This window comes from Kluyvera sp. CHPC 1.2972, assembly GCF_036759925.1.
Taxonomy (GTDB): Bacteria; Pseudomonadota; Gammaproteobacteria; order Enterobacterales; family Enterobacteriaceae; genus Kluyvera.
Map to the genome: position 1 here is coordinate 283,984 of NZ_JAPKIB010000001.1, position 24,202 is coordinate 308,185.

Annotated in this window: 26 protein-coding genes; 15 read left to right on the forward strand and 11 right to left on the reverse strand. The window is 54.8% G+C overall.

Annotation, left to right across the window (positions count from 1 at the left end; all coding sequences use genetic code 11):
• The first annotated feature begins 17 nt into the window (after nucleotides 1-17).
• The 10 genes from fliJ to rcsA all read left to right on the forward strand — a co-directional run bounded on the left by fliJ (nucleotide 18) and on the right by rcsA (nucleotide 6,818).
• The gene (fliJ, locus tag V6944_RS01470; protein WP_333497609.1) at nucleotides 18-461 is read left to right on the forward strand and encodes a flagellar export protein FliJ; all 444 of its coding nucleotides are present in this window, start codon (nucleotides 18-20) and stop codon (nucleotides 459-461) included.
• A complete protein-coding gene (locus V6944_RS01475) occupies nucleotides 458-1,651 on the forward strand; it encodes a flagellar hook-length control protein FliK (protein WP_333497610.1) in 1,194 nt (397 codons plus the stop codon). The genes fliJ and V6944_RS01475 overlap by 4 nt, the downstream gene beginning before the upstream one ends.
• Nucleotides 1,652-1,755: 104 nt before the next feature.
• Nucleotides 1,756-2,223, forward strand: coding sequence for a flagellar basal body-associated protein FliL (gene fliL, locus V6944_RS01480; RefSeq protein WP_333497611.1), 468 nt, complete (start codon nucleotides 1,756-1,758; stop codon nucleotides 2,221-2,223).
• Nucleotides 2,224-2,227: 4 nt separating this feature from the next.
• Nucleotides 2,228-3,232 carry a flagellar motor switch protein FliM gene (gene fliM / locus V6944_RS01485; RefSeq protein WP_333497612.1) on the forward strand — a complete coding sequence of 335 codons (1,005 nt, stop codon included), beginning with the start codon at nucleotides 2,228-2,230 and terminating at the stop codon, nucleotides 3,230-3,232.
• Nucleotides 3,229-3,642 (forward strand): flagellar motor switch protein FliN, encoded by a 414-nt coding sequence (fliN, locus tag V6944_RS01490; RefSeq protein ID WP_185669461.1) that lies wholly within the window; start codon nucleotides 3,229-3,231, stop codon nucleotides 3,640-3,642. The genes fliM and fliN overlap by 4 nt, the downstream gene beginning before the upstream one ends.
• 121 nt (nucleotides 3,643-3,763) lie before the next feature.
• Nucleotides 3,764-4,099: a flagellar biosynthetic protein FliO gene (gene fliO / locus V6944_RS01495; RefSeq protein ID WP_333497910.1), complete on the forward strand. Its 336-nt coding sequence runs from the start codon at nucleotides 3,764-3,766 to the stop codon at nucleotides 4,097-4,099.
• The gene (gene fliP, locus V6944_RS01500) at nucleotides 4,099-4,836 is read left to right on the forward strand and encodes a flagellar type III secretion system pore protein FliP (protein WP_333497613.1); all 738 of its coding nucleotides are present in this window, start codon (nucleotides 4,099-4,101) and stop codon (nucleotides 4,834-4,836) included. The genes fliO and fliP overlap by 1 nt, the downstream gene beginning before the upstream one ends.
• A 9-nt stretch (nucleotides 4,837-4,845) precedes the next feature.
• Nucleotides 4,846-5,115, forward strand: a complete 270-nt coding sequence (gene fliQ / locus V6944_RS01505) for a flagellar biosynthesis protein FliQ (protein ID WP_062778154.1) — start codon at nucleotides 4,846-4,848, stop codon at nucleotides 5,113-5,115.
• 5 nt (nucleotides 5,116-5,120) lie between these two features.
• Nucleotides 5,121-5,915 (forward strand): flagellar biosynthetic protein FliR, encoded by a 795-nt coding sequence (gene fliR, locus V6944_RS01510; RefSeq protein ID WP_333497614.1) that lies wholly within the window; start codon nucleotides 5,121-5,123, stop codon nucleotides 5,913-5,915.
• A 279-nt stretch (nucleotides 5,916-6,194) separates the two neighbouring features.
• The gene (rcsA, locus tag V6944_RS01515; protein WP_333497615.1) at nucleotides 6,195-6,818 is read left to right on the forward strand and encodes a transcriptional regulator RcsA; all 624 of its coding nucleotides are present in this window, start codon (nucleotides 6,195-6,197) and stop codon (nucleotides 6,816-6,818) included.
• A 50-nt stretch (nucleotides 6,819-6,868) separates the two neighbouring features.
• Here the strand turns inward: rcsA and dsrB are convergent, their stop codons facing one another.
• Nucleotides 6,869-7,057 (reverse strand): protein DsrB, encoded by a 189-nt coding sequence (gene dsrB, locus V6944_RS01520; protein WP_185669465.1) that lies wholly within the window; start codon nucleotides 7,055-7,057, stop codon nucleotides 6,869-6,871.
• A 173-nt stretch (nucleotides 7,058-7,230) separates the two neighbouring features.
• Between dsrB and V6944_RS01525 the strand changes: the two genes are divergently transcribed.
• Nucleotides 7,231-7,437 carry a YodD family protein gene (locus V6944_RS01525; protein WP_185669466.1) on the forward strand — a complete coding sequence of 69 codons (207 nt, stop codon included), beginning with the start codon at nucleotides 7,231-7,233 and terminating at the stop codon, nucleotides 7,435-7,437.
• 318 nt (nucleotides 7,438-7,755) lie between these two features.
• Here V6944_RS01525 and dgcQ read toward each other — a convergent pair whose 3' ends face one another.
• From dgcQ to V6944_RS01540, 3 genes are all read right to left on the reverse strand, one after another.
• Complete coding sequence (gene dgcQ / locus V6944_RS01530) at nucleotides 7,756-9,471, reverse strand: cellulose biosynthesis regulator diguanylate cyclase DgcQ (protein WP_442910713.1); 1,716 nt, start codon at nucleotides 9,469-9,471, stop codon at nucleotides 7,756-7,758.
• A 151-nt stretch (nucleotides 9,472-9,622) separates the two neighbouring features.
• Nucleotides 9,623-9,802, reverse strand: coding sequence for a YodC family protein (locus V6944_RS01535; RefSeq protein WP_333497616.1), 180 nt, complete (start codon nucleotides 9,800-9,802; stop codon nucleotides 9,623-9,625).
• Between the two features lie 77 nt (nucleotides 9,803-9,879).
• Nucleotides 9,880-10,791, reverse strand: coding sequence for a DUF808 family protein (locus tag V6944_RS01540; RefSeq protein ID WP_333497617.1), 912 nt, complete (start codon nucleotides 10,789-10,791; stop codon nucleotides 9,880-9,882).
• A gap of 175 nt (nucleotides 10,792-10,966) precedes the next feature.
• Here V6944_RS01540 and yedA point away from each other — a divergent pair, with 175 nt between their 5' ends.
• Nucleotides 10,967-11,878, forward strand: coding sequence for a drug/metabolite exporter YedA (gene yedA, locus V6944_RS01545; protein WP_333497618.1), 912 nt, complete (start codon nucleotides 10,967-10,969; stop codon nucleotides 11,876-11,878).
• On the opposite strand, the gene V6944_RS01550 is transcribed toward yedA, so the two are convergent.
• From V6944_RS01550 to drpB, 4 genes are read right to left on the reverse strand one after another with little or no spacing between them, the layout of a single operon-like run.
• The gene (locus V6944_RS01550) at nucleotides 11,853-12,347 is read right to left on the reverse strand and encodes a very short patch repair endonuclease (RefSeq protein WP_333497912.1); all 495 of its coding nucleotides are present in this window, start codon (nucleotides 12,345-12,347) and stop codon (nucleotides 11,853-11,855) included. The two genes, yedA and V6944_RS01550, sit on opposite strands and share 26 nt — an antisense overlap.
• Entirely contained in the window at nucleotides 12,328-13,749 is a 1,422-nt protein-coding gene (locus V6944_RS01555; RefSeq protein ID WP_333497619.1) for a DNA cytosine methyltransferase, read from the reverse strand. The genes V6944_RS01550 and V6944_RS01555 overlap by 20 nt, the downstream gene beginning before the upstream one ends.
• 34 nt (nucleotides 13,750-13,783) lie before the next feature.
• A complete protein-coding gene (locus V6944_RS01560) occupies nucleotides 13,784-14,494 on the reverse strand; it encodes a phosphohydrolase (RefSeq protein WP_333497620.1) in 711 nt (236 codons plus the stop codon).
• Between the two features lie 45 nt (nucleotides 14,495-14,539).
• Nucleotides 14,540-14,821, reverse strand: coding sequence for a cell division protein DrpB (gene drpB, locus V6944_RS01565; RefSeq protein ID WP_333497621.1), 282 nt, complete (start codon nucleotides 14,819-14,821; stop codon nucleotides 14,540-14,542).
• Between the two features lie 710 nt (nucleotides 14,822-15,531).
• On the opposite strand from drpB, the gene ompC reads away from it, so the two are divergent.
• Entirely contained in the window at nucleotides 15,532-16,692 is a 1,161-nt protein-coding gene (gene ompC / locus V6944_RS01570; RefSeq protein ID WP_333497622.1) for a porin OmpC, read from the forward strand.
• Nucleotides 16,693-16,741: 49 nt separating this feature from the next.
• Here the strand turns inward: ompC and V6944_RS01575 are convergent, their stop codons facing one another.
• Entirely contained in the window at nucleotides 16,742-17,638 is an 897-nt protein-coding gene (locus tag V6944_RS01575) for an N-acetylmuramic acid 6-phosphate etherase (protein WP_333497623.1), read from the reverse strand.
• 168 nt (nucleotides 17,639-17,806) lie between these two features.
• On the opposite strand from V6944_RS01575, the gene V6944_RS01580 reads away from it, so the two are divergent.
• Nucleotides 17,807-19,426 (forward strand): sensor histidine kinase, encoded by a 1,620-nt coding sequence (locus V6944_RS01580; RefSeq protein ID WP_333497624.1) that lies wholly within the window; start codon nucleotides 17,807-17,809, stop codon nucleotides 19,424-19,426.
• The gene (dcuR, locus tag V6944_RS01585; RefSeq protein WP_333497625.1) at nucleotides 19,423-20,142 is read left to right on the forward strand and encodes a two-component system response regulator DcuR; all 720 of its coding nucleotides are present in this window, start codon (nucleotides 19,423-19,425) and stop codon (nucleotides 20,140-20,142) included. The genes V6944_RS01580 and dcuR overlap by 4 nt, the downstream gene beginning before the upstream one ends.
• On the opposite strand, the gene V6944_RS01590 is transcribed toward dcuR, so the two are convergent.
• Nucleotides 20,123-21,088 (reverse strand): FAD:protein FMN transferase, encoded by a 966-nt coding sequence (locus tag V6944_RS01590; RefSeq protein WP_333497626.1) that lies wholly within the window; start codon nucleotides 21,086-21,088, stop codon nucleotides 20,123-20,125. The two genes, dcuR and V6944_RS01590, sit on opposite strands and share 20 nt — an antisense overlap.
• Before the next feature lie 77 nt (nucleotides 21,089-21,165).
• Nucleotides 21,166-23,970: a flavocytochrome c gene (locus V6944_RS01595; RefSeq protein WP_333497627.1), complete on the reverse strand. Its 2,805-nt coding sequence runs from the start codon at nucleotides 23,968-23,970 to the stop codon at nucleotides 21,166-21,168.
• Between the last annotated feature and the right edge of the window lie 232 nt (nucleotides 23,971-24,202).

Genomic DNA, 24,202 nt, shown 5'->3' on the forward strand with positions numbered 1-24,202 from the left:
GCAAGAGGATCACCAATATGGCGCAGCACGGTGCATTAGCAACGCTGAAAGAGCTAGCAGAAACCGACGTGGACAACGCCGCCCTGGTACTGGGCGAGATGCGCCGCGGCTGCCAGCAGGCGGAAGAACAGCTCAAGATGTTGATGGACTATCAACTGGAATACCAGAACAACCTGAACAACGACATGACGCAGGGCATTGCCAGCCTGCGGTGGCAGAACTACCAGCAGTTTATCCAGACGCTGGAAAAAGCCATCGACCAGCACCGTCAGCAGTTGATTCAGTGGAATAACAAAGTGGAACAGGCACTGAACTTCTGGCGCGAGAAAAAGCAGCGTTTGCAGGCGTGGCAAACGCTCCAGGACCGTCAAGCCTCTGCCGCTCTGCTGGCGGAAAACCGCCTTGATCAGAAAAAAATGGATGAGTTTGCCCAACGCGCAACCTTGAGGAAACCCGAATGATTACTCTGCCTAACCTTGCTGTCAGCGATGCAAACCTTGCAGGCGCGGACGCGACGGCGAAAACCCCGGGGTCTCCCGAGGATTTTCTGGCGCTGCTGGCAGGCGCATTGACCCAAACTGCCGACCCAAACGGCGCGAAAACCGCGCTGTTGGCCGACGGCGATGCAAAAGACCTGCGCGATATCAACGTTCAGGGGCAGTCGCTGACCAAATGGCTGGTGCAGCAGGAAGCCACCCAGGCTAACGCCAGCGCGGAGATCGACGGTGACCTCACGACCTCGAGTGACGCTCAGGCCTTGTTAAGCTCACTGGCGGCACATCTAAAAAGTGAACTCACCACCGGTAAAGCGGACGCCAAAAGCGACGACGACGCCACGACGAGCACACTCAGCGACGACGATCTTAAAAGTCTCAGTGCGTTAATGGCGATGCTGCCGGTTACCCCGCAGGTTCAACAGGCGACAACCGCCACTGCGCCAGTGCAGGATAACGACACCCTCGGTTCACTGACCACCACACTCAACCGCGGTGGCGCGAAATCGCCGGGCTTTACGGATGTTAAAGGCACGACGACCACGCAAACGGGCGTTGATGCCCGCACGCTGCCCGCTGATTCCGCTTTTGTGATCCCAACGCAGAAAGCCGAATCCGAAAGCGTCTCGAGCCCAACGGCCGCCACCGCCGCGCTGGCACCGGTTGCCAACCAGAACCACGCGGCACCGGTCCTTCCGGCTGCGGCAACGGCAAACGTCCGCGCCCAGCTAGGCACCTCGGACTGGCAGCAGAATGTCAGCCAGCACATCACGCTGTTTACCCGCTCAGGCCAACAGACCGCTGAACTGCGTCTGCATCCGGAATCGCTCGGTCAGGTTCACATTACGCTGAAGGTGGAAGACAACCTGGCGCAAATCCAGATGGCCTCGCCGCACAGCCACGTTCGCGCCGCGCTGGAAGCCGCGCTGCCGGTGCTGCGCACGCAGCTTGAGGAGAACGGCATCCAGTTGGGACAGAGCAATATCAGCAGCGATGGCTTTGCCGGGCAGCAGCAACAGCCTTCGTCTCAACAGTCGTTTGCCGCACGTCGCGACGCTGATGGCCGCGAAAATCAGGATGACAATGAGCTTCTTGCCGTCCCTGCCGCCCTGCAATCCGCCGCTCGCGGAGACAATGCGGTAGACATCTTTGCTTAAACGCCCGAGGTAACACGATTATTCCCGTCTTTTCCACGCTTTGACCCGCGCGGGAGGCGGGATAATCATCGGATAAGCAGTAGTAAAAAGGAAGACCGCATCAGATGACTGACACCGCTATCAATAAAAAGAGCAAACGCTCCCTCTGGATCCCCCTGCTGGTGCTGGTAACGCTCGCCGCCTGCGCCACTGCAGGCTACAGCTACTGGCGTTTCAGCGCTAAAGCGGCACCTGCCGCGCCAAAAGAAGCGCCGCCGCCTGCTGCACCGGTCTTCTTCCCGCTGGATACCTTTACCGTCAATCTCGGTGATGCCGACCGCGTGCTGTACGTCGGCGTGACGCTGCGCATGAAGACCGAAGCCGATCGTGCCCGTCTGAATGACTACCTGCCGGAAGTCCGTAGTCGCATGCTCCTGCTGCTCTCGCGCCAGGATGCAACGAAACTGGCGACGGATGATGGAAAAAAACAGCTCGCCGCCGCGATTAAAGAGACGCTGAGCGCGCCGTTGATTGCCGGTCAGCCGAAACAGGATGTGACTGACGTGCTGTATACAGCCTTTATTTTGCGATAGCACCATGGGCGATAGCATTCTTTCTCAGGCCGAAATTGACGCGCTGTTGAACGGCGACAGCGACAATCCTAACGAACCGCAGGTACGCGCGACGAGCGAAGATGACATTCGCCCCTATGATCCCAATACCCAGCGCCGCGTTGTTCGCGAACGTCTGCAGGCGCTGGAGATCATCAACGAGCGCTTTGCCCGCCATTTCCGTATGGGGTTGTTTAACCTGCTGCGCCGCAGCCCGGATATCACCGTGGGGGCGATTCGTATTCAGCCCTACCACGAGTTTGCCCGCAACCTGCCGGTGCCGACCAACCTTAACCTGATCCATCTGAAACCGCTGCGCGGCACGGGTCTGGTGGTCTTCTCACCTAGCCTGGTGTTTATCGCCGTGGATAACCTGTTCGGCGGCGATGGGCGTTTCCCGACCAAAGTGGAAGGTCGTGAGTTCACCCATACCGAGCAGCGGGTCATCAACCGCATGCTGAAGCTGGCGCTGGAAGGCTATAGCGACGCGTGGAAAGCGATTAACCCACTGGAAGTGGAGTACGTGCGCTCGGAGATGCAGGTGAAGTTCACCAACATCACCACCTCGCCGAACGACATTGTGGTGAATACCCCGTTCCACGTAGAGATAGGTAACCTGACCGGCGAGTTTAATATCTGCCTGCCGTTCAGCATGATCGAGCCGCTGCGCGAACTGTTGGTTAACCCGCCGCTGGAGAACTCACGTCATGAAGATCAGAACTGGCGCGAAAATCTGGTGCGTCAGGTGCAGCACTCCGAGCTGGAACTGGTCGCGAACTTCGCCGATATCTCGCTGCGACTGTCACAGATACTCAAACTCCAACCCGGTGATGTGCTGCCGATAGAAAAGCCCGATCGCATTATTGCGCACGTCGATGGCGTGCCGGTGTTAACCAGCCAGTACGGTACGGTTAACGGACAATATGCGCTGCGCGTAGAACATTTGATCAACCCGATTTTGAATTCGCTGAACGAGGAACAGCCCAAATGAGTGATATGAATACTCCACCCGATGACAACAGCGGATCCGTGGACGATCTGTGGGCTGACGCGCTGAACGAACAGAAAACCACCAGCAGCAAAAGTGCTGCCGATGCGGTATTCCAGCAACTGGGCGGCGGCGACGTCAGCGGCACCCTGCAGGATATCGATCTGATCATGGATATTCCGGTCAAGCTGACCGTTGAACTGGGTCGTACCCGGATGACCATCAAAGAGCTGCTGCGTCTGACGCAGGGTTCCGTGGTGGCGCTGGACGGCCTGGCCGGTGAACCGCTGGACATCCTGATCAACGGCTACCTGATTGCCCAGGGCGAAGTGGTGGTGGTGGCGGATAAGTACGGCGTGCGCATCACCGACATCATTACGCCGTCAGAACGTATGCGTCGTCTGAGCCGTTAAGATGAGTACAAACCACGCTGCACCACCTGCCCCTACTGCTCACGCCGCCGCACCGTCAAACCACGGTGCGGCGGCTGCACCGGCCACTACGCCGGTCACCGTTGCCCATGTCAATGAACCCATGACCTCACCGCTGATTCAGGTGAGCGGCGCACTACTGGGCATTATTGTCTTAATTCTGGCCGCCGCGTGGGTGGTCAAACGTGTGATGCCCGGTGCCATGAGAAATCAGGCGGCTAGCGGGCTGAAAGTGAGCGCCAGCGCTTCGCTTGGCACGCGCGAACGCGTGGTGATTGTTAACGTCGACGACGCACGTCTGGTGCTTGGCGTCACCGCTCAACAGGTCACGCTGCTGCATAAGCTGCCTCCCGCGCCGACCGATAGCCAGCCGCAGGCCGCTACACCTGAGTTTGCCTCACTGATGAAAAATATGCTTAAGCGTCCCGGGAGATCCTGATGCGTCGTGTTTATTCCCTTGCGCTGAGCGGGCTGTTGCTGCTTTCGCCTTCTGCTTTTGCCGAACTTCCCGGCCTTATCAGCCAACCGCTGGCGAACGGTGGGCAGAGCTGGTCGCTGCCGGTGCAGACGCTGGTATTTATTACCTCGCTGACCTTTATCCCGGCGATTTTGCTGATGATGACCAGCTTCACCCGCATCATCATCGTCTTCGGCCTGCTGCGCAGTGCCCTCGGCACGCCGTCCGCGCCGCCTAACCAGGTGCTGCTGGGGCTGGCGCTGTTCCTTACCTTTTTCATCATGTCGCCGGTCATCGACAAGGTTTACACCGACGCCTATCAGCCGTTCAGCGAAGACAAAATCACGATGCAGGACGCGCTGGAAAAAGGGGCGCAGCCGCTGCGTGAATTTATGCTGCGTCAGACGCGCGAAGCCGACCTGGCGCTGTTTGCTCGTCTTGCCAACAGCCAGCCGATGCAGGGGCCAGAAGCGGTGCCAATGCGCATCCTGCTCCCGGCTTACGTCACCAGCGAGCTGAAAACCGCCTTCCAGATTGGCTTCACCATTTTTATTCCGTTCCTGATTATCGACCTGGTGATCGCCAGCGTGCTGATGGCGCTGGGGATGATGATGGTGCCCCCCGCCACTATCGCGTTGCCGTTTAAGCTGATGCTGTTTGTGCTGGTTGACGGCTGGCAGCTGCTGGTCGGTTCGCTGGCGCAGAGTTTTTACAGTTAAGGAGTACCCATGACCCCTGAATCCGTCATGATGATGGGCACCGAAGCGATGAAGGTTGCACTGGCGCTAGCCGCCCCGCTGCTGCTGGTCTCGCTGGTCACCGGCCTGATTATCAGTATTCTGCAGGCGGCGACGCAGATTAACGAAATGACGCTGTCGTTCATTCCCAAAATCATCGCCGTGTTTATCGCGATCATCGTCGCCGGGCCGTGGATGCTTAATCTGCTGCTGGACTACGTGCGCACGCTGTTCAGCAACCTGCCTTACATCATCGGCTAAGCGCGATGTTCAATGTTACCAGCGACCAGTGGCTCTCCTGGCTCAGCCTCTATTTCTGGCCGCTGCTGCGCGTGCTGGCGCTGGTCACCACCGCGCCGATTTTGAGCGAACGTACGGTACCCAAACGCGTCAAGCTGGGGCTCGGGATCATCATTACCTTCGTTATCGCCCCTTCTTTGCCGGTAGTGGAAGTGCCTATTTTCTCGGCAGCCGCGCTCTGGCTGGCGCTACAGCAGATTCTTATCGGTATTGCGCTTGGCTTTACCATGCAGTTTGCTTTTGCCGCGATACGCTACTGCGGTGAAATTATCGGCCTGCAGATGGGGCTGTCGTTCGCCACCTTTGTCGACCCTGGCAGCAACCTCAACATGCCGATACTGGCGCGTATTATGGATATGCTCGCCCTGCTGCTGTTTTTGGTGTTTAACGGTCATTTGTGGCTGATTTCGCTGCTGGTCGACACCTTCCATACCCTGCCTATCGGCGGCGAGCCCATCAACAGCAACGCGTTTCTGGCGCTGACCCGCGCGGGGGGGATGATCTTCCTCAACGGCCTGATGCTGGCGCTGCCGATCATCACCCTGCTGTTGACGGTTAACCTGGCGCTGGGGATGCTCAACCGTATGACGCCGCAGCTGTCGGTCTTCGTTATCGGTTTTCCGATTACGCTCACCGTCGGTATTTTGTTGATGGCTGCATTAATGCCGCTTATCGCCCCGTTTTGCGAACATTTATTTAGCGAATTATTTGATCTATTAGCAGATATTATCAGTGAATTACCACGCATAAATTCTCCATAATTCCTTCCTGGATATTATGAGGAAATTCCTAAAATAAAACCGAAAAAACATCTACCAGCATATCGCTGGCGCGGGTTATTTGTTTTTAGGTCTTTCACATAACATAACATTTACTTTACTTTGAGATGATTCCTGGCAAATTATACGTAACTTTACGGGATAGTTGATGCCGCCTGTTCGTCTTCATCCTCTTGTTTTTTATTTTCACCAGGTTCGTTGCGGCGATGAAGTTCGAGGGCACTGGGTTAATTATCGTTACGCATTGAGTGAGGGTATGCCATGTCAACGATTATTATGGATCTATGCAGTTATACGCGGCTAGGGTTAACCGGATACCTGGCCAGTCGTGGGGTAAAAAAACGTGATATTGACAATGTAGATAACGTAAACGGGCTCGCGGAGATCTGCGCTGCTCGAGGCCCAGCTGTCGTGTTTATTAATGAGGACTGCTTCATTCATGATGTGCAGAGTAGCCTGCATATTAAGCAGATCATTAATCAACACCCCAGCACGTTATTCATTGTTTTTATGGCGATTGCCAATATTCATTTTGACGAATATCTGATGGTGCGCAGTAATCTGCTAATTAGTTCTAAATCAATAAAACCCGAAACGCTCGATAGCATTCTGGGGAATTATCTGAAAAAAGAAACGGCAGAAGTAAAGCAAACTAATATCTCCACCCTGTCATTAAGCCGAACGGAATCCAGCATGTTGAAAATGTGGATGTCAGGCCAGGGAACGATACAAATCTCCGATCAGATGAATATTAAAGCCAAAACCGTATCGTCACATAAGGGTAATATCAAAAAGAAAATAAAAACGCATAACAAGCAAGTTATCTATCATGTTGTCCGTCTGGCGGAGAATGTCACCTCCGGTATTTACGTCAATATGCGTTAGGACAACAACAGCAGGGAAACTGGCGGTATCGCTACCGCCAGATGATTCAATTACGCTTCGCTCTCAACGAAAATACCATCAGGATGCCCCGACTCGTTGAAGAACCAGATCCCCAGCGGATAATCCTCCAGCGACACCAGATACATCGTTCCTTCATTGAATTGCTCGATTGCCAGCACGACACCGGAGCGACGCGGCCCCCCATCTGTCTTGACCGTCACACGATCGTTAACTTGCATAAACGTCATCTCCTGAGTGGTTTAGCCCAGTTTAGAACAAAATGACCGCGCTGACAGCGCCCCGCTGCATAAGTGCTTAATTCTCATTCACATTGACCGAATTGCTCATTTTTTGAGCAATTACATTCATTAGATGTATACTTATACAGGGACGGCAATAAAGGGTGTCTGTGATGAAGATGGCGATTGACCCCCGAGGGGTAAACGTTGATGCGCTGCTGGCAGCGATTAACGAAATCAGCGAAAGCGAAATCCACCGCGCGACTGAGGACCCACATCACGTGAGCGTCGACGGCCGCGAATACCATACCTGGCGCGATCTGGCGGAAGCCTTTGAGCTGGATATCCACGATTTCAGCGTCACGGAAGTGACGCGCTAGGCGGGAAAAAAAATCCCGACACGCAAGCGTCGGGATCAACCTTGCCGAAGCAAGAAGCATTGAAATATTCGTTACATCAGGAAACCTGACGTGGGTGAAACATTATCGTCGTTTATGTTGAATGACAAGAATTATTCACCTAAGAAATTAATATGACAGCGTAGTCATGCTTACGTAGACGCTTCGCTAACATAATGATAAATCAGGAAGATGACGTTTTAATTTTCAGACAACCGCCAGCCTTGCTTTAAGATTAATCTCATTTCAGCGTTTTTCCATAAACTAAACTTATGTTTCGCGCCGTGATTAATCACCCTGCTAGCTATCTGCTGCACAAACCTGATTCCTTCCGCCGCTCTTCGCCTGATACAGCCGCCGGTCGGCAATGGACTGCAGGTGCTGGAAGTCGTACTGTTCGAGCTCCTCGCTGCTGCATACGCCCAACGATGCGCTCACCCGGATAGTCTGTTTTTTAGCAATCAGAATCTCCCGGCTGTTGATGCTGTCCCGAATGCGCTCGGCAATATCCTGTGCCTGCCTCAGCGACGTCCCTGGCAGAACGATACAAAACTCTTCGCCGCCTACACGGCCAGCAATATCATCTTTGCGAATCTTGTTAAGGATCACCCGTCCGATATGAATCAGCACCCGGTCACCGGCCTGGTGACCGAAGCGGTCATTAATGCTTTTGAAATGATCGAGGTCGAGCTGGATCACCGCCAGCGGTTCATTGGCCTGCTGACAGGCCGCCAGTGCGATGCCCGCGCGCTCGAACAGCGCCCCACGGTTGAAGAGGCGGGTGAGCATATCGTGCCACGCGCGCCACTCGAGCGAATTCTGCAACGAGGACATATTGCGCACCATACGGCGGATCACCAGCCAGGAGATCAGCAGCATGGTGGTAAACAGTAGCCACAACAGCGTTATTGCAATGCTGATAGTCCCGAAATCACCGCGAATCCCCTCTTCCAGAGAGTGAATGCGCAGCAGCACACCATCAAAATTGCGCAGCTTCTCCCAGCTGATATAGCGCGAGAGCTGGCGCACGTTACCTTCATTTTCCGATTCATAGGCCCGCGCCAGCTGCGCCTGGACTTCCTGCGACAGCTGAGCGTGCTTTGATTTGTCGGGTTCAGAAGAGGCGATCAGGTTCATGCGTCGGTCGTAAAGCTGATATTCGCCTTCATCCTCCCCTTCCACCGCATGCGTGAGGAACTGGGTCATTTCGCTGACCGAGAGCTGAATGGCCAGCACGCCAAACCAGTAGTGCTGATAGTCAAGCGGTACCGCTGCCGTGACGGTCTGCGCCACCGGCGTTTTATCGCGCGTAAAGGTCGTCTGCCACTTTACCCCTCGATGTGGGTTATCCCGCTGCGACTGCTGAATAAACCATGGGCTGGTTGCCAGGCGATAGTAATATTCGGTAATGCTGCCTTCCTGCGTCGGTTCCGTGCTGAGATAAAAACCGGCACGAGAGACGTACAGCATGTGGGTCTCAAAGCGCGCCAGATGCTGACGCGTCGCAGCCGACAGCCGCAGCAGGTAGCCCAGCTCGATAGCGGCCATAAACTCATTGCCCAGCAGCGGGTTATCGCGCGAGAGCAGATTGGTATGTTCAACAAACTTATCGGAGACGCCGTTTAGCGGCAGCGTACGGTTGTTATTGAGGGAAATACGCCAGTCAGCCTGACCGCGCTGGCGCTCAAACTCCTGTTCGGCGGTGCGCAGCACTTCGAATGCCAGCGGAATTTGCAGCGCTGACCGCATGCCGTTACGGAAGAACAGCAGCCGGTCAGTATTGAACTGCAGCTGCGCATCCATATCGTTGGTGACGTTCTTCAGATTATTGCGCTGGCTGGAGATATAGGCATCTTCAAGTACGATGGTTTCGCGCCAGGTCAGCAGCGTTGAAAAGAACAACACCACCAGAAAGCAGATATTCACCACCCGGTCAGGCCGAATGCGGCGCGTTAGTTTCGCCCACCAACCAACAGGGTTCGCTGCCGTCACGTTCACGGGACGCACGATAGTGATCCCATCTTTTTGTTCGAGCCAAGCACCCGATACCGTTCTAAACTTGCCTGCTGCTGAAAATTCATGGTGCTCCACGGCGACATACGACAACAAAGCGCCGAAATGATGCGGCGCTAAACCGCCCGGCTAACGCCGGGCGCAAAGGGAGAGACTAAGCTTGTTCCTGCGGAGGAATTTCGCCCGGGATCAGCTCTTCCTCTCGGAATGCTTCCCGCTGAACGCCAAAGCCGTCATACCAGCGACACTCCACCATTCCGCTGGCATACCCCGTTACAACCATCCGCGGCCCACCGTTTTTGGGCCGGACTTCATCACTGACCAAAAAGACCATTGTTGCCTCCGGTATCAGGGTGAAACTGTTTCACCTTAGCCGATCTGTCGACGATTTGCGTACCAAAACCGCACTTTTTATGCGTCGGTCCGCCGCAGGCGTGAAACGAGATTCACCACGCCCAACACCACCGCGCCAATGATAAAACCAAGGACCAGATTGGCGAGCACCGGTACCAGCGCGGCAAGCCATGAGGCCTGCTGGGTAGCAAACGCTTCGATAGCGTGATGCACTGGCGCCACGCCGTGGACCACAATGCCGCCACCGACCAGGAACATCGCCAACGTGCCCACCACCGACAGCGTTTTCATCAGCCAGGGCGCAATCACCAGCAGCCCTTTACCCACGCCTTGCGCCAGTGCGTTGCGCTTCTCCACCAGCCAGTAGCCCATATCATCGAGCTTCACAATCACGCCCACCAGGCCATAAACGCCGATGGTCACCAGAATGGCGATGCCCGATAAAATCAGCACCTGATTGAGCAGCGGCGCTTCCGCCACAATACCGAGGGTAATAGCCACAATTTCGGCGGAGAGAATAAAATCGGTGCGGATAGCGCCTTTCACTTTATCCCGCTCGTAAAGGCCTGGGTCCTGCTGCGCTATCGCCTCCAGACGCTGCTGACGCGCCTCCTCGTCACCTTTATGCTTGCGCTCATGAAGAGTGTGCAGCACCTTCTCCACGCCTTCAAAACAGAGATACGCGCCGCCAATCATCAACAGCGGCGTCACGGCCCAGGGAATAAACGCGCTGATTAACAGCGCCAGCGGCACCAGGATGACCTTGTTGAGCAGCGAACCTTTCGCCACGCTCCACACCACCGGCAGCTCCCGGTTGGCCCGCACGCCCGAGACCTGCTGGGCGTTCAGCGACAAATCATCCCCCAGCACGCCAGCGGTTTTCTTCGCCGCCAGCTTCCCCATCATCGAGATATCATCCAGCAAAGTGGCAATATCATCTAACAAGGTTAATAAGCTACTTCCAGCCACAAACAACGTCCTTCATTTTTTTAGTGATAACAAAGTATGAAGCAAAATCGCGCGGGGCGTAAGAGATACATATTTATAACATAAAGACAACATCAACCCCTGAATTAAAGCACTCGCCAGCGCAGTAGTTTTGGCGTTTACTATCTGCCTGCTTGCTATTTTGCCGTGAGGAAGTATGCGTTTTAAACAACTGTTACCGCTGATAGGCGCGCTGTTCGCGCTGTACATTATCTGGGGCTCGACCTACTTTGCCATCAGCATTGGCGTTGCCAGCTGGCCCCCCTTAATGATGGCGGGCATTCGCTTCCTGTCGGCGGGCGTGGTGTTAATGGGTTTCCTGCTCGCTACCGGGCATCGCTTACCGGCACGTAAGCCGCTGATCAATGCCGCCATCATTGGCGTCCTGCTGCTGGCGGTGGGTAACGGGATGGTAACCGTCGCGGAACATCAGAATGTACCTTCCGGTATCGCCGCCGTGATGGTCGCCACCGTACCGTTATTTACGCTCTGCTTTAGCCGCTTTTTTGGCATTGCCACCCGTAAGCTGGAGTGGCTGGGGATTGCCATTGGTCTGGCGGGCATTGTGCTGCTCAACAGCGGCGGCAACCTCAGCGGCAACCCGTGGGGCGCATTGATGATCCTGATTGGTTCGTTGAGCTGGGCGTTTGGTTCGGTATATGGCTCGCGCATTGAACTGCCGACCGGCATGATGGCGGGCGCCATCGAAATGCTGGCCGCCGGTATTGTCCTGATGGTCGCCTCGCTGCTCAGCGGTGAGCGTTTAACTACGCTGCCGAGCCTGCACGGTTTTCTGGCGGTGGGCTATCTGGCGGTCTTTGGCTCGATCATTGCCATCAACGCCTATATGTATTTGATTCGCAACGTCACGCCTGCCGTGGCAACCAGCTATGCCTACGTCAACCCGGTGGTCGCCGTGCTGCTCGGCACCGGCTTTAACGGTGAGCACCTCTCCGGTACCGAGTGGGTGGCGCTGGCCATCATCATTGCCGCCGTGGTACTGGTGACGCTGGGGAAATATCTCTTCCCGGCGAAAGCCGCCGCTATTCCCTGCCAGACCCAGAAGTAAAACTCAGGCAGGAAATTCCCTGAATACCGATCTGCGCGCAGCCCTCGCCGCCGCAGATCCACTCCTCCAGCCGCTCGCATAACTCGAGGTCCGTCAGCTTCTCACGCCCGCGTAGCGCACATTCCCACACCACCAGCACACGCCAGCCTTGAGCAACAAGCTGGCGCATATCCCGCTCATCGCGGGCGACATTAGCGCCAATCTTATTCAGCCAGAAGTCGGTGCGCGTCGCGGGGACTTTAAACAGATAGCAGTCGTGATGATGCCAGAAGCAGCCGTGGGTGAATATCACGCAGCGGTAGTCGTCGAGGGTAAAATCGGGACGGCCCGGCAGGCGAGTGTCCTGCGCGAGCCACTGCAGGCCAAGGCTGTCCAGCAGCGCGGCCATTCGTTTTTCAATCGCCGTATTCTGCGCGCCGATGGCGCGCATATTTTTACTGCGGGTGGCCTTATCGTGGACGTCCGCCATCACCAGTTTCCGAATCACGCAGCGCCACCGCCTGCAAAATGCGCGACTGCAAAAGGCGCGCAACGGCGGCAAAAACCGGCACAATCACCGAGTTGCCAAACTGCCGGTACGCCTGAGTATCTGACACTGGAATACGGAAACCGTAGCCCTGTGGTGATTCAAAGCCCATCAGGCGAGCACACTCGCGCGGCGTCAGGCGGCGTGGGCGATGCAGCTGATTTTGTGGATCATCAAAGTGTTTTTCCCCCAACGCGCGATCCCAGCCACGGTCGATAAGGATCTCGGCGCCGTCTTTGTAATAGCGCGCCGATAGCGTCCGCGCGACGCTGCTGGCTCGCGTGGGGTCGACCAGACCGTAACCAAATCCGTTGCCCTTCTCCTGGTGCTTGCGCGCATAGCGGTAGAGATATTTCCACAGCACCGGGGTGAGGATAAATTTCGGGTTAACATTCGGCTCCAGCAGTTCGCCAAAGGTCGGGCGCTGCGCCGGATAGAGCGATGGAATATCACGCAGGGTAAAACCGTCGTGTAGCCCTAAATCCCGACGAAAACCGACCAGTACAATGCGCTCACGGTGTTGCGGCAGGAAGTTGCGGCCATCAATGATTTTCGGGTCATCAGCCCCCATATCGGCAGCGTCGGAAACTTCATAACCCAGTTCATCCAGCGTCTGCATGATTATGCGGAAGGTTTTGCCGTTATCGTGGCTCTTCAGGTTTTTGACGTTTTCCAGCACAAAGATAGGCGGCCTGCGAGCATCAATAATCCGCACGACGTCGAAAAACAGCGTGCCCTGAGTATCGCAGGCAAAGCCGTGCGCCCGGCCCAGCGCATTCTTTTTTGATACCCCCGCCAGCGAGAACGGCTGGCACGGGAAGCCCGCCAGCAGCACGTCGTGCTGAGGAATCGAGGCCCGGATATGTTCCTGAGCCTCACCGTCGCTGACGTCCGGCTGATTGCTTAGCGTCACATCGCGAATGTCGGCATTAAACCGATGTTCTAGCGGGTCGCAGTACCAGTTGGCTTTGTAGGTGCGTACCGCGTGTTTGTTCCACTCGCTGGTAAACACGCACTGCCCGCCAATCGCTTCAAAACCGTGACGAATGCCGCCGATCCCCGCAAAAAGATCGACAAAACGAAATGCATACTTTGGGTAATGCTTCGACGGCTTCGGCAATAGAGAGGCCAGATGGGCGCACTCATTTTCACTCAGACGCGTGTTGGCGCGCGACAGGGTCACCACGCGTTTGACGATAGCCGGGCTCCAGTGCTGTTCCCCCACGGCACTAAGCTCAGCGACAACGGTCTTTAGATCGTAAATCTCCAGAATATGCTCAAGCAGCGTCTGAGCATCCGGTGCGTCTAACGACGCGCCCTCGTGTGATAAGACTCGTTGTTGCATAAATTTGACCAGATACAGAAAAATAAACCTGAGGTTACCATAAGTTGCCCGTATCTGGCGTCGCGAATCTCTGCAGCACCTGGGTGTCCACCGACATCGGATCGCCCGCCAGTTCCGCGCTCAGCTTGGCCATAAATTGCACGAGGAAATCCGCATTATGCTGCGCCATCTCGCGCCCTTTTTTGGTTTGCATGCTCTGCGGTAGCCGCAGCAGCTTGGTCTGGAAATGATCGAGCGCGTAAGCTTTATCATCCAGCTCACGGTTATCGGCAAAGGGATCGTCGGCATCAAATAGCGCCGCGTTCATCGCTCCGGAGATGGCAAATACTCGCGCCAGGCCGATTGCGCCTAGTGCTTCCAGCCGGTCGGCGTCCTGCACGATTCTGGCCTCTGGGGTATTCGGCGTGATGCGCGCGCTAAAGCTGTGCGCTTCAATGGCGTGGGCAACGGCGCCATAGCGCTCTACGGGAAACTGCGGGAAATCGCGCTGTAGAATCAGCAGCGTTTGCTGTGCCGATAATAAAGAGGAACGAGCGCGGTCGGGATGATTTTTCGGCAGACTGACAAGATCGTGAAAATAGCTCGCCAGCAGAATTACCGTGAGGTCGACGGGATCGTCGGCAGCAATGTGTCTGGCAGTGCGCCAGACGCGGCGAAAATGGGCGATATCATGCGCCGCATCGCTACCGACATAATGGATTTCAAACCAACGTTCAACGTCCTGCTGCCATGCTGCTAGATCCATTCCTTCACCGTGGATGAGAGTACATTGACCCCCAGCATAGCAATATTAGCGCTGTTCTTCCTGTTCCAGACGACGAGGACGCGTGTACCAGGCAATCCCGCCAAGCAGCGCGCCGACGATGCTCAGCACCAGAAAACCCAGCAGCGCGCCGATCCACTTCCCCATGGCCGAACCGATTTCACCGTCGATCGTCGCGCCGGGAATACTTTGTACGTCGCTGATGACCCACAGATAGCGCGCCATCGCCCAGACAAAATAACCGCAAAATGCGTAAAACACCCACAGCGCCAGTTTGCCGCCAGGCCCACGCTCCATTTGCTCTTCCATAAAAACACTCTCATTACGCTATTCATGTTCACTGCCACGACACCACGTCGGCAATTGATGTGATATCGGTCACATTATAACGATTAAAATGGTGCGAGATAGTCTTGCGCTACGTTACCGGTAACAAATCGACGTTAGCTTGATCTCCGGCAATTTTATCAGATGACATCTACGCCATCGGAGGTACTCCTGGCGCGGAGCATCACTCTTTATTGTTCTTCCCTTTATGCTGCCGCTGAACGATGAGCCTTTAATAATAAAAATATGATAATAATTACCAATTTGAATTCATAAAACAAATAACCATAAAGTCTTTTTCTGTATCTTTATTTTTTATGGCAATCATGACATTATCCTTCCCGTTATTAGCCTTTTGTTATGCATCAATATGTTTATGTTTTTGACCTTCCCGATCGTATGCCAGTACGGTCGGGATTTTTTTTTAACCCCCGCCTGCTTATTCACCCCAACCATAACAACATAACAAACAATCACACCGGAAAATAAATTCAATAAAAACAATAGTAAATAAAAATGAAACGCACAAAAACATATTAAATAGAATATAATTGAAACAATTTGACATATTTAATATAATTTTATTACATTTATATTTTAAAATAAAATGAACTCTCCATATACTATCCAGCAAAGTAACACCGGATGGCATTACTTATATTCATATGCGCAATAATGCAAAGGAAAATATAATGAAAATAAAAGCTCTGGCACTGTTAGTTCCAGCTTTAATGATGGCTGGTGCAGCGAATGCTGCTGAAGTTTATAACAAAGACGGCAATAAGCTGGATCTGTACGGCAAAGTCGTTGGTCTGCACTATTTCTCAGACCACAGCGGTGACAATGGCGATCAGTCATACGCGCGTCTGGGCTTCAAGGGCGAAACCCAAATCAACGACCAACTGATCGGCTACGGTCAGTGGGAATACAATATTCAGGCCGATACCCCGGAAAGCGTCAAGGGTAACTCCTGGACCCGTCTTGGCTTCGCCGGTCTGAAATTTGGCGACTTTGGCTCATTCGATTACGGCCGTAACTACGGCGCCATCTACGACATCGAAGCCTGGACCGATATGCTGCCGGAATTCGGCGGTGACAGCTACACCCAGACTGACGTCTACTTCACTGGCCGTGCTAACGGCATTGCCAGCTATCGTAACAACGATTTCTTCGGCCTGGTGGATGGCCTGAACTTTGCGCTGCAGTATCAGGGCAAAAATGAAGACGGCGGCTCCGGCGAAGGCACCGCTAATGGCGCTGGCGGCAACATGGCGAAAGGCAACGGCGACGGCTTCGCGATGTCCACCACCTATAACTTTACCGATGTTCTGCCGGGCTTAAGCGTGGGCGCAGCCTATTCCAACTCCGATCGTACCAACGATCAGGTGGTTGCTGGCGGCATCCATAACCGCTATAGCAAATACGCCGGAGGTGATACCGCTGAAGCCTGGACCATCGGTACCAAATATGACGCTAATGACGTCTATCTGGCGATGATGTATGCCGAAACCAACAACATGACCCGTTACGGCAACAATGGTATTGCCAACAAGACGCAGAACTTCGAAGCCGTAGCGCAGTACCAGTTTGAATTCGGCCTGCGTCCATCTTTAGCCTGGGTTTATTCCAAGGGTAAAGACATGGGCGGCTACGATGGTCGTCACGGTATTGAGTACACCGACAAAGCGCTGGTGAACTACATTGAAGTTGGCGCAACCTACTACTTCAACAAAAACATGTCCACCTACATTGATTACAAAATCAACATGCTGGACGATGATGTGCAGTTCTACAACGATAACGGTATCGCCACTGACGATATCCTGGCTATCGGCCTGGTTTATCAGTTCTAATCGACTGGCGTAAAAAAGCCCGCTGCGCGGGCTTTTTTTATGCTGCCAACTACGGCGCCTCTTGTAGCGCCACCCGCACAAAACCATTGTTCTGCACCAGAAGATCGTGCGCTTTCCAGGCGTCCAACCCGGTGAGCACCATCAGCACCGCCGTCTTGCACTGGTGATCGCAGCTTTCCAGCGCCGCTTTCGCGACCGCCCGGCTGCACCCACCCGCTTCCATCACGATCGCAATTTGTCGCTCAACCATGTGTGTACCGGTATCGCGGATGTCCACGCGCATATTGCTATAGACCCGACCGCTGCGGATAGCGAGCCCGGTCGTTAACATGGAGAGCACCATCTTTTGCGCGGCAATCGCCTTCGGATTGCCGTAGCCTGCCACCACTTCAGCACCCGTTTGTGGCGCAATGACAATACTGGCAAGGTCGGTTGCTTCGCTTTGTGGATTACGAGTTATCAGCGCGCGCGTTGCGCCCAGAGACCAGGCATGTCGTAGCGCGCCCCACAACCACGGTGTTTTACCGCTGACGCTTAATGCCACCAGCATATCTTTTTGCGTGAACCCAATGGCCTGAAGATCCAGCACGCCACGGTCGTAGTCCTGCGCTGCCCCCGTCATATCATGCAGCATCGCCAGCGCTCCGCCAGCAATCAGCCCCATGACCGGGTGTTTTTCATCCGGGGAAAATTCGTTTGCGGTGATTACCGCATTGCGCCCGGAAGCACCGGCGCCAACCATCACCACACGCCCGCCGTGGCTGAGGGTTGCCACAGCGTTATCAATCAGCAGAGTGATGTCGTCGAGGCAAGGAGTAATCGCATCAGCAATGCGTTTATCTTCTTGATTAATCACGTTCAACATATCACGGGTAGACAGTCTATCAATCTCAGCCGTCGTTGAATTACGTCGTTCCATGACTGAACCGGCAAGCTTAATGCTCATAAACGGACTCCTTATTATGGGTTCTGAAGCAATACTAAAGTGTTTCGTATGGATTGCTCTGCGAGAACGGTCACAAAGAGAGGTTTGGTTTTGTAAGGGAGGATAGCTTTATGAAATCAGGCACATCGGCGATAATGTGTTTTTGACCTCTGATAATAAAAGGTGTTAATGCACGCCATGCAGCAAACTCAGCCCCAACCAAAGCGCCCCATGAAGCTCAGTACGCTGGTGACGCTGATGGTCTGCAGCGTCATTATTTCCGTGTTACTGGTGGTTTACGCCTTCTACTTTGTGCAGATAACCAAAGCCACCCGTTCCGGCGTAGAAGATACCGCCTTTGCCATTGCCCGTACGCTGGCCAACTCTCCGGATATCAAGCGCGGGCTGAGCGGGCCGCCGGACCACAATAGCATTCAGCCTATCGCCAGCGCCGTACAGCAGCACAACGGTTTACTGTACGCGGTTGTCACCAACATGGACGGCGTTCGCTATTCACACCCGAACGCGCATCTGATAGGCCAGAATTTTATCGGTACCGATCTCCAGCCTGCGCTGAAAGGCAAAGAAAACCTCTCGATTAACCACGGCGTGCTGGCCGAAGCCATGCGCGTGTTCACGCCTATTTATAACGACCGGCACCAGCAGATTGGCGTGGTGATTGTCGGCATTTCGCTGCAAAAAGTGGATGAGCAGATTAGCGCCGCCCGCCAGAATGCGATTTGGTTCGTGCTGTTTAGCGCCATCGTCGGTGTATTGGGTGTCTGGGGGCTGGTGCGGGTGCTTAAAAACATCCTGTTTGGTCTCGAACCCCACGAAATTTCTAGCCTGTTCGAGCAGCGCCAGGCGATGCTGCAATCGATTCGCGAAGGGGTCATTGCCGTCGATGCCAAAGGCCGGGTGACGTTGATTAATCAGGCCGCGCGGCAAATCCTGTTTTCACCTCAGGCCCCTGCGCTGGGCGCAGTACAGCATGCGCCGCTGCTGTCGAGCCTGAAAGAGGTGCTGGACAGCGGTACGCCCGTCGAAAACCGCGAAATCGGCTGTAACGGTCGTCTGCTGCTGTGCAACACCGTGCCGGTGCTCAACAACCGCCGCGTGATTGGCGCTATCACCACCTTCCGCGACAAAACTGAAATCAGCCAGCTGATGCAGCGAATGGATGGGCTGGTCAACTATGTTGATGCCCTGCGAAGCCACTCCCATGAGTTTATGAACAAGCTGCATGTGATTCTGGGGCTGCTGCACATGAAACGCTACGATAAGCTGGAAGGTTACATTCTGCAGACCGCGCAAAACTACCAGACCGACATTGGCACCTTGCAGCATAAGATCAAATCACCGATCATTGCCGGTTTCCTGCTGGGTAAAATCAACCGGGCGAGCGATGCCGGGATCGCGCTGACGCTGGCCGAAGAGAGCCAGATCCCGGACAACGCAAATGAAGAGCAGGTTGCCGTGCTGGTAACGGTGCTGGGTAACCTGATTGAGAACGCGCTGGATGCGATGGCGGACCAGGGCGAAGGCGAAATTGGCCTGCTGCTGCACTACCAGAATGGCTGGCTCAGCGGCGAGGTTAGCGACGATGGCCCGGGTATTACCGCCGATCGTATCCATGCCATCTTTAATAAAGGATTTTCCACCAAAGGCGAAAACCGTGGTGTCGGGCTGTTTTTAGCCCGTCAGCAGACGGAGAATCTCGGCGGGACACTTTCCGTCGAGTCAGAGCCGGGCGTGTTTACCCAATTTTTTGTTCAAATTCCCTGGGATAGCGAGAGGACAAGCGCGTGATAAATGTTTTAATTGTCGATGATGATGCCATGGTGGCCGACCTGAACCGCTGCTACATTGAGCGCGTTGATGGGTTTGTCTGCTGTGGTATCGCCTCCACGCTCCAGCAGGCGAAAGATAAAGTGCAGGATGCTTGCCAGACCATCGACCTGATTTTACTGGATGTCTATATGCAGCAGGACAACGGTCTGGATCTGTTGCCTATCGTGCGCGACTCGGGTCGCGCCATCGACGTGATTATGATTTCATCCGCCTCGGACGCCGCCACCGTGCAAACGTCGCTGCGCTATGGCGTGGTGGATTATCTCATCAAGCCGTTCCAGTTTCCGCGCTTTGAAGAGGCGCTGCTGAGCTGGCGTGAGAAAAAGCAGTTGATGGGTAGCCACGCCTACTACGAGCAGGCTGACGTCGATCGCCTGCTGCACGGCGGCACGCCAGAATTAGCGGACACGAAGCGGCTGCCAAAGGGGCTCACGCCGCAGACGCTGCGCACACTGTGTCAGTGGATAGATGCGCATCCTGAGACCGAATTTTCCACCGACGATCTGGCACAGGCGGTCAATATCTCGCGCGTGTCCTGCCGTAAATATCTTATCTGGCTGGCGCAGATTAATATTCTGTTCACCAGCATTCACTACGGCGCGACCGGCCGTCCGGTCTACCGCTACCGTTTGTTGCAGGAGCAGTATGCTCTGCTCAAACAGTACTGCCAGTAAGACGGTACTCGCTGTCCAGCAGCGTAAAACGATAGAGGTGGGATGAAGAGAGCACCACCTCTTTGTTTTTGGTCACAAAAATAGCTTCAATATCCGGGCGCGAACGCAGCGCCGCACACCCTTTTTCCACGCCCATGCCGTACATCAGCGTGGTCCAGATATCGCCGTCAATCGAGTCGGCGCTGATGATAGTCACGCTGTCCAGCTCATTATCCAGCGGATAGCCGGTGCGCGGGTCGAGAATATGGTGATAAAGCTGACCATGTTGCTCAAAGAAGCGCTCATACACGCCGGAAGTCACTACCGATTTATTCTCAATCTCCAGCGTGCCAATCATTGCTCCGGACGTGGAGAACGGTTTTTTCAGGCCAATTGACCAGCCGCCTTCCGGCGAGCCCAGCGTCTGGACGTTACCGCCGAGATTAATCAGCCCCTGCTCAACCCCTTCCTGACGCAGATAGTCGCGTACGCGGTCAGCAATATAGCCCTTGGCAATCGCGCCAAGATCGATCTCCATACCCCTTTGCGCCAGATACACGCTGTTATCGGCGTCGTTTAGTACCACCTGTTCAGGATTGGTGAGCGTCAGCAGGTGTGAAATTTCGTCCGCCGGCGGGACGCTGTCGCCTTTAAAACCGATACGCCAGCGCTTCACCAACGGGCCAATGGCGAGGTTAAATGCGCTTTGCGGCAGCAGGCTCGCCGATTTGGCGCATTTGATTAGAGTATAAACAGGAGCGCTAACGACGACCGGGTGCTGGCCCGCAGCGTGGTTGATATCCATCACCTGCGACTGGGCGCGGTTGACGGTAAGCAGGTCTTCATACTGTTTGATAAGGCGGAAAACGCGTGAGGCGAGCGCTTCGTTATGCGCGAAAAGCTTGAGCAGGATGGGTGACCCCATCAGTACGGCAGAATAGCTGTATACCCTTGTACTGTCTGACATCGTTCTCCCCTCACGTGGCTGGAAACAACCCGGCGTCGCTGCGCTCGGCCGGGCTACGGGATGGTGCCATGGGTTAATTACGCGGATTCAAGCATCGCCCAGGGTACCTGCTGCGCACGCTGTGCGGCCTGACGACCGGCAAGCGTACCAAAGATAATAATATCAGCCACCGCGTTCCCGCCAATACGGTTACCGCCGTGGATACCGCCAACCACTTCACCGGCGGCATACGCACCAGGGATCACCTGTTTGTTGACGTTCAGCACGCAGGTATCGGTATTGATGGTTACCCCGCCCATGGTGTGGTGTACGCCCGGCGCAATCTGGATGGCGTGATACGGCCCTTCATTCAGCGGCGCACGCAGCGCGGTTTTGCGGCCAAACTCTTCGTCATCCTGTTTTTCGACAAAGCCGTTGTAGCGGGTTAGCGTCGCCTGGAAAACGTGCTCATCCAGACCCAGTTTAGCCGCCAGCTCAGCTGGCGTGCTGGCGCTGGTCACCAGCCCTTTGGCGATGTACTCATCCGCCGCTTTGTTTTTCACGCGAACGTGTTCATCAAACACGATGTAAGCATAGTGTTCTGGCAGCGCAATAATCGCCGCAGACACTTTGTCACGGGTCTCCATCTCGTTGAAGAAGCGGTTACCCTGCTGGTTAACCAGAATCGCCCCGCCGCCGCGAATCGACTCAGAAACCAGGTACGAGGTTTTCTGCTCAACGGTCGGGTGAATCTGGATCTCGCCCATATCTACCGTACCGGCACCGATGCGTTCCAGCAGTGCGATACCGCCGCCGGTCGCCCCTTTATGGTTGGTGGTGACGAAGCCCGCCAGATCCGGACGGTATTTCACCACCATTTCGCTGTTGGCGCTAAAGCCGCCGGTCGCCATGATGATGCTGCGAGTCTGAATGGTGATCGTTTCCTGCTCGTCGGTCAGCAGACGCACGGCGGAGACTTCGCCTCCATCCATGACAATATCGACCACGGAGGTATCGAGCATGACATCAATCTGACGTTTTGTGACGTTACGCACAAGGCCGCTGATCAGGTAGCCGCCTACCGCAGAGCCATCTTTTGGACGATGCGTACGGTCAATGCTCATGCCCCCGGTGGTGGTGATGTCGTTCAGCATGATGCCGCGATCCGCCAGCCATTCGATCGCCTGCGGAGCCGTTTCCACGAAGCGGCGCAGTAGTGCTGGATTATTCTTGTTTTTGCCGCCTTTCAGGGTCTCTTCATAGAACAGCTCTTTGCTGTCCTGAATCCCTTTCACCCGCTGGAAGCGCGTTTCCGCGGCGTTCATCCCGGCGGACGCTTTAATGGTGTTCCCGCCAATGGTCGGCATTTTTTCGACGATCAGCGCGCGGGCGCCGTCATCGTGCGCCTGGATAGCCGCGGCCAGACCGGCACCGCCGCTCCCGACCACTACTACGTCGTAAGCTTTTGGTGCCGCGCTATCGCCGCCCTCTTCCGCCACCAGCGCTTTGCTGGATTTCACCATCGCTTTGGAGACGGCTTTTTTCACCGCTTCGCTCTGGCTGGTTGCCCCGGAAATGGCATCAACGTGCGGGGTATTGGCGTCCAGAATGCGTGAACGAATCTCTTCAAAGCTGGTGACGAACTCGACGTCCTGATCCACGCCGCCGGCCAGTTCAATGTCGGCGATGCGGTCGGTTTCGAGGCTAACGTTGATAATCAGTTCACCGGCTTCATCCTGCACTTTTTCAACGAACACGCCCGGTTTGAATTTAGATACCGACATGCTCATATCGCGGATCATGGCTTCCACCAGCGAGAAACGCCACAGCGGTTCAGGGATGTTCAGCGCTTCACGCTGGGTGCTGTCGATAAACAGATCCAGCGTCTGGCCGTCGGCAATACGTTCGGCCCAATCCGGATAGGCAATACAGGCGCGACCTACGGCAATCAGGTCGTAGCCGTGTGCCATTGCGCTATCAATATCACTGTCGTTTACCACGCCGCCCACGCCCATGACCGGCACCTGCGCCAGCGTTTCAGAACGTTGGGCAACGTATTTTTCAATCAGCGGCGTTGGGTCGGTGGTGTCAACAATGGACGAACGCAGCGACGCGCCGACGGAGAAGTGCAGGTAATCCAGGCCGCGCGCGGCCAGTTTTTCCAGCAGATACATGGTGTCGTCAAAGCGGATCCCCGGCACTTCCATCTCTTCCGGCGAGAAACGATAGCCGATGATGAAGGCGTCGTCCGCATACTGGCGAACCATTTTGTGGGTGATATCCAGCACCGCCAGCGGGAACTTCGCGCGGTTATCGCGGCTGCCGCCCCACTCGTCGTCACGCTGGTTGGAGTTTGGTGAGTAGAACTGTTGGATAAGGTAAGTATTGGCGCCGTGGATCTCGACGCCATCAAAACCGGCCTGAATCGCGCGGCGTACGGCATCGCCGAATTTACCGACCATCCCTTCCACTTCTTCAGAGGTCAGGGCCACCGGCGTTGCCGCGCCATCACGCGGTGCCGCGACGGCGCTTGGGCCAACCGGCGTACGGCCACCGATCAGTTTCGGGTCGACCATACGACCACCGTGGTAAATCTGCAGCAGCGCTTTGGAGCCTTTTGATTGAATTGCCTCAGCGATTTTCGCCAACCCGGCGATTTTGTCATCACTGTCGATACCGAGCGCGCCGGGGAACGCCAGGCCTAAATCGTCAACAAAACAACATTCGACGATGATGGTGCCAATCAGACCGGCACGCGCTCGGTAGTATTCCACCAGTTCGCTACTGACGGAGCCATCATAATAACCAGAGCAGGTTGTCATAGGCGCCATAAACAGACGGTTTTTAAGCTCGGTACCATTCGGTAAGGTACAAGAACTCAGTACGCGATGATGATTGTTCATAAGGGTTAACTCCAAACTTTTAAAAATTAAAATTTAAGAATTCGGGATCGGGCTGCATTTGAGTTATTTGTTATGCCGATATCATGATATTAATATAGCGATAATTTTAGTTACTAAAGTTATTACGTTAGTTATAAAACTATTTAATCCCTTAAATAACACACATACTCCTATGGTGTTACTAATTTAATTCTGTTTTATTCACAATTATTTAATATACATGAATACAATT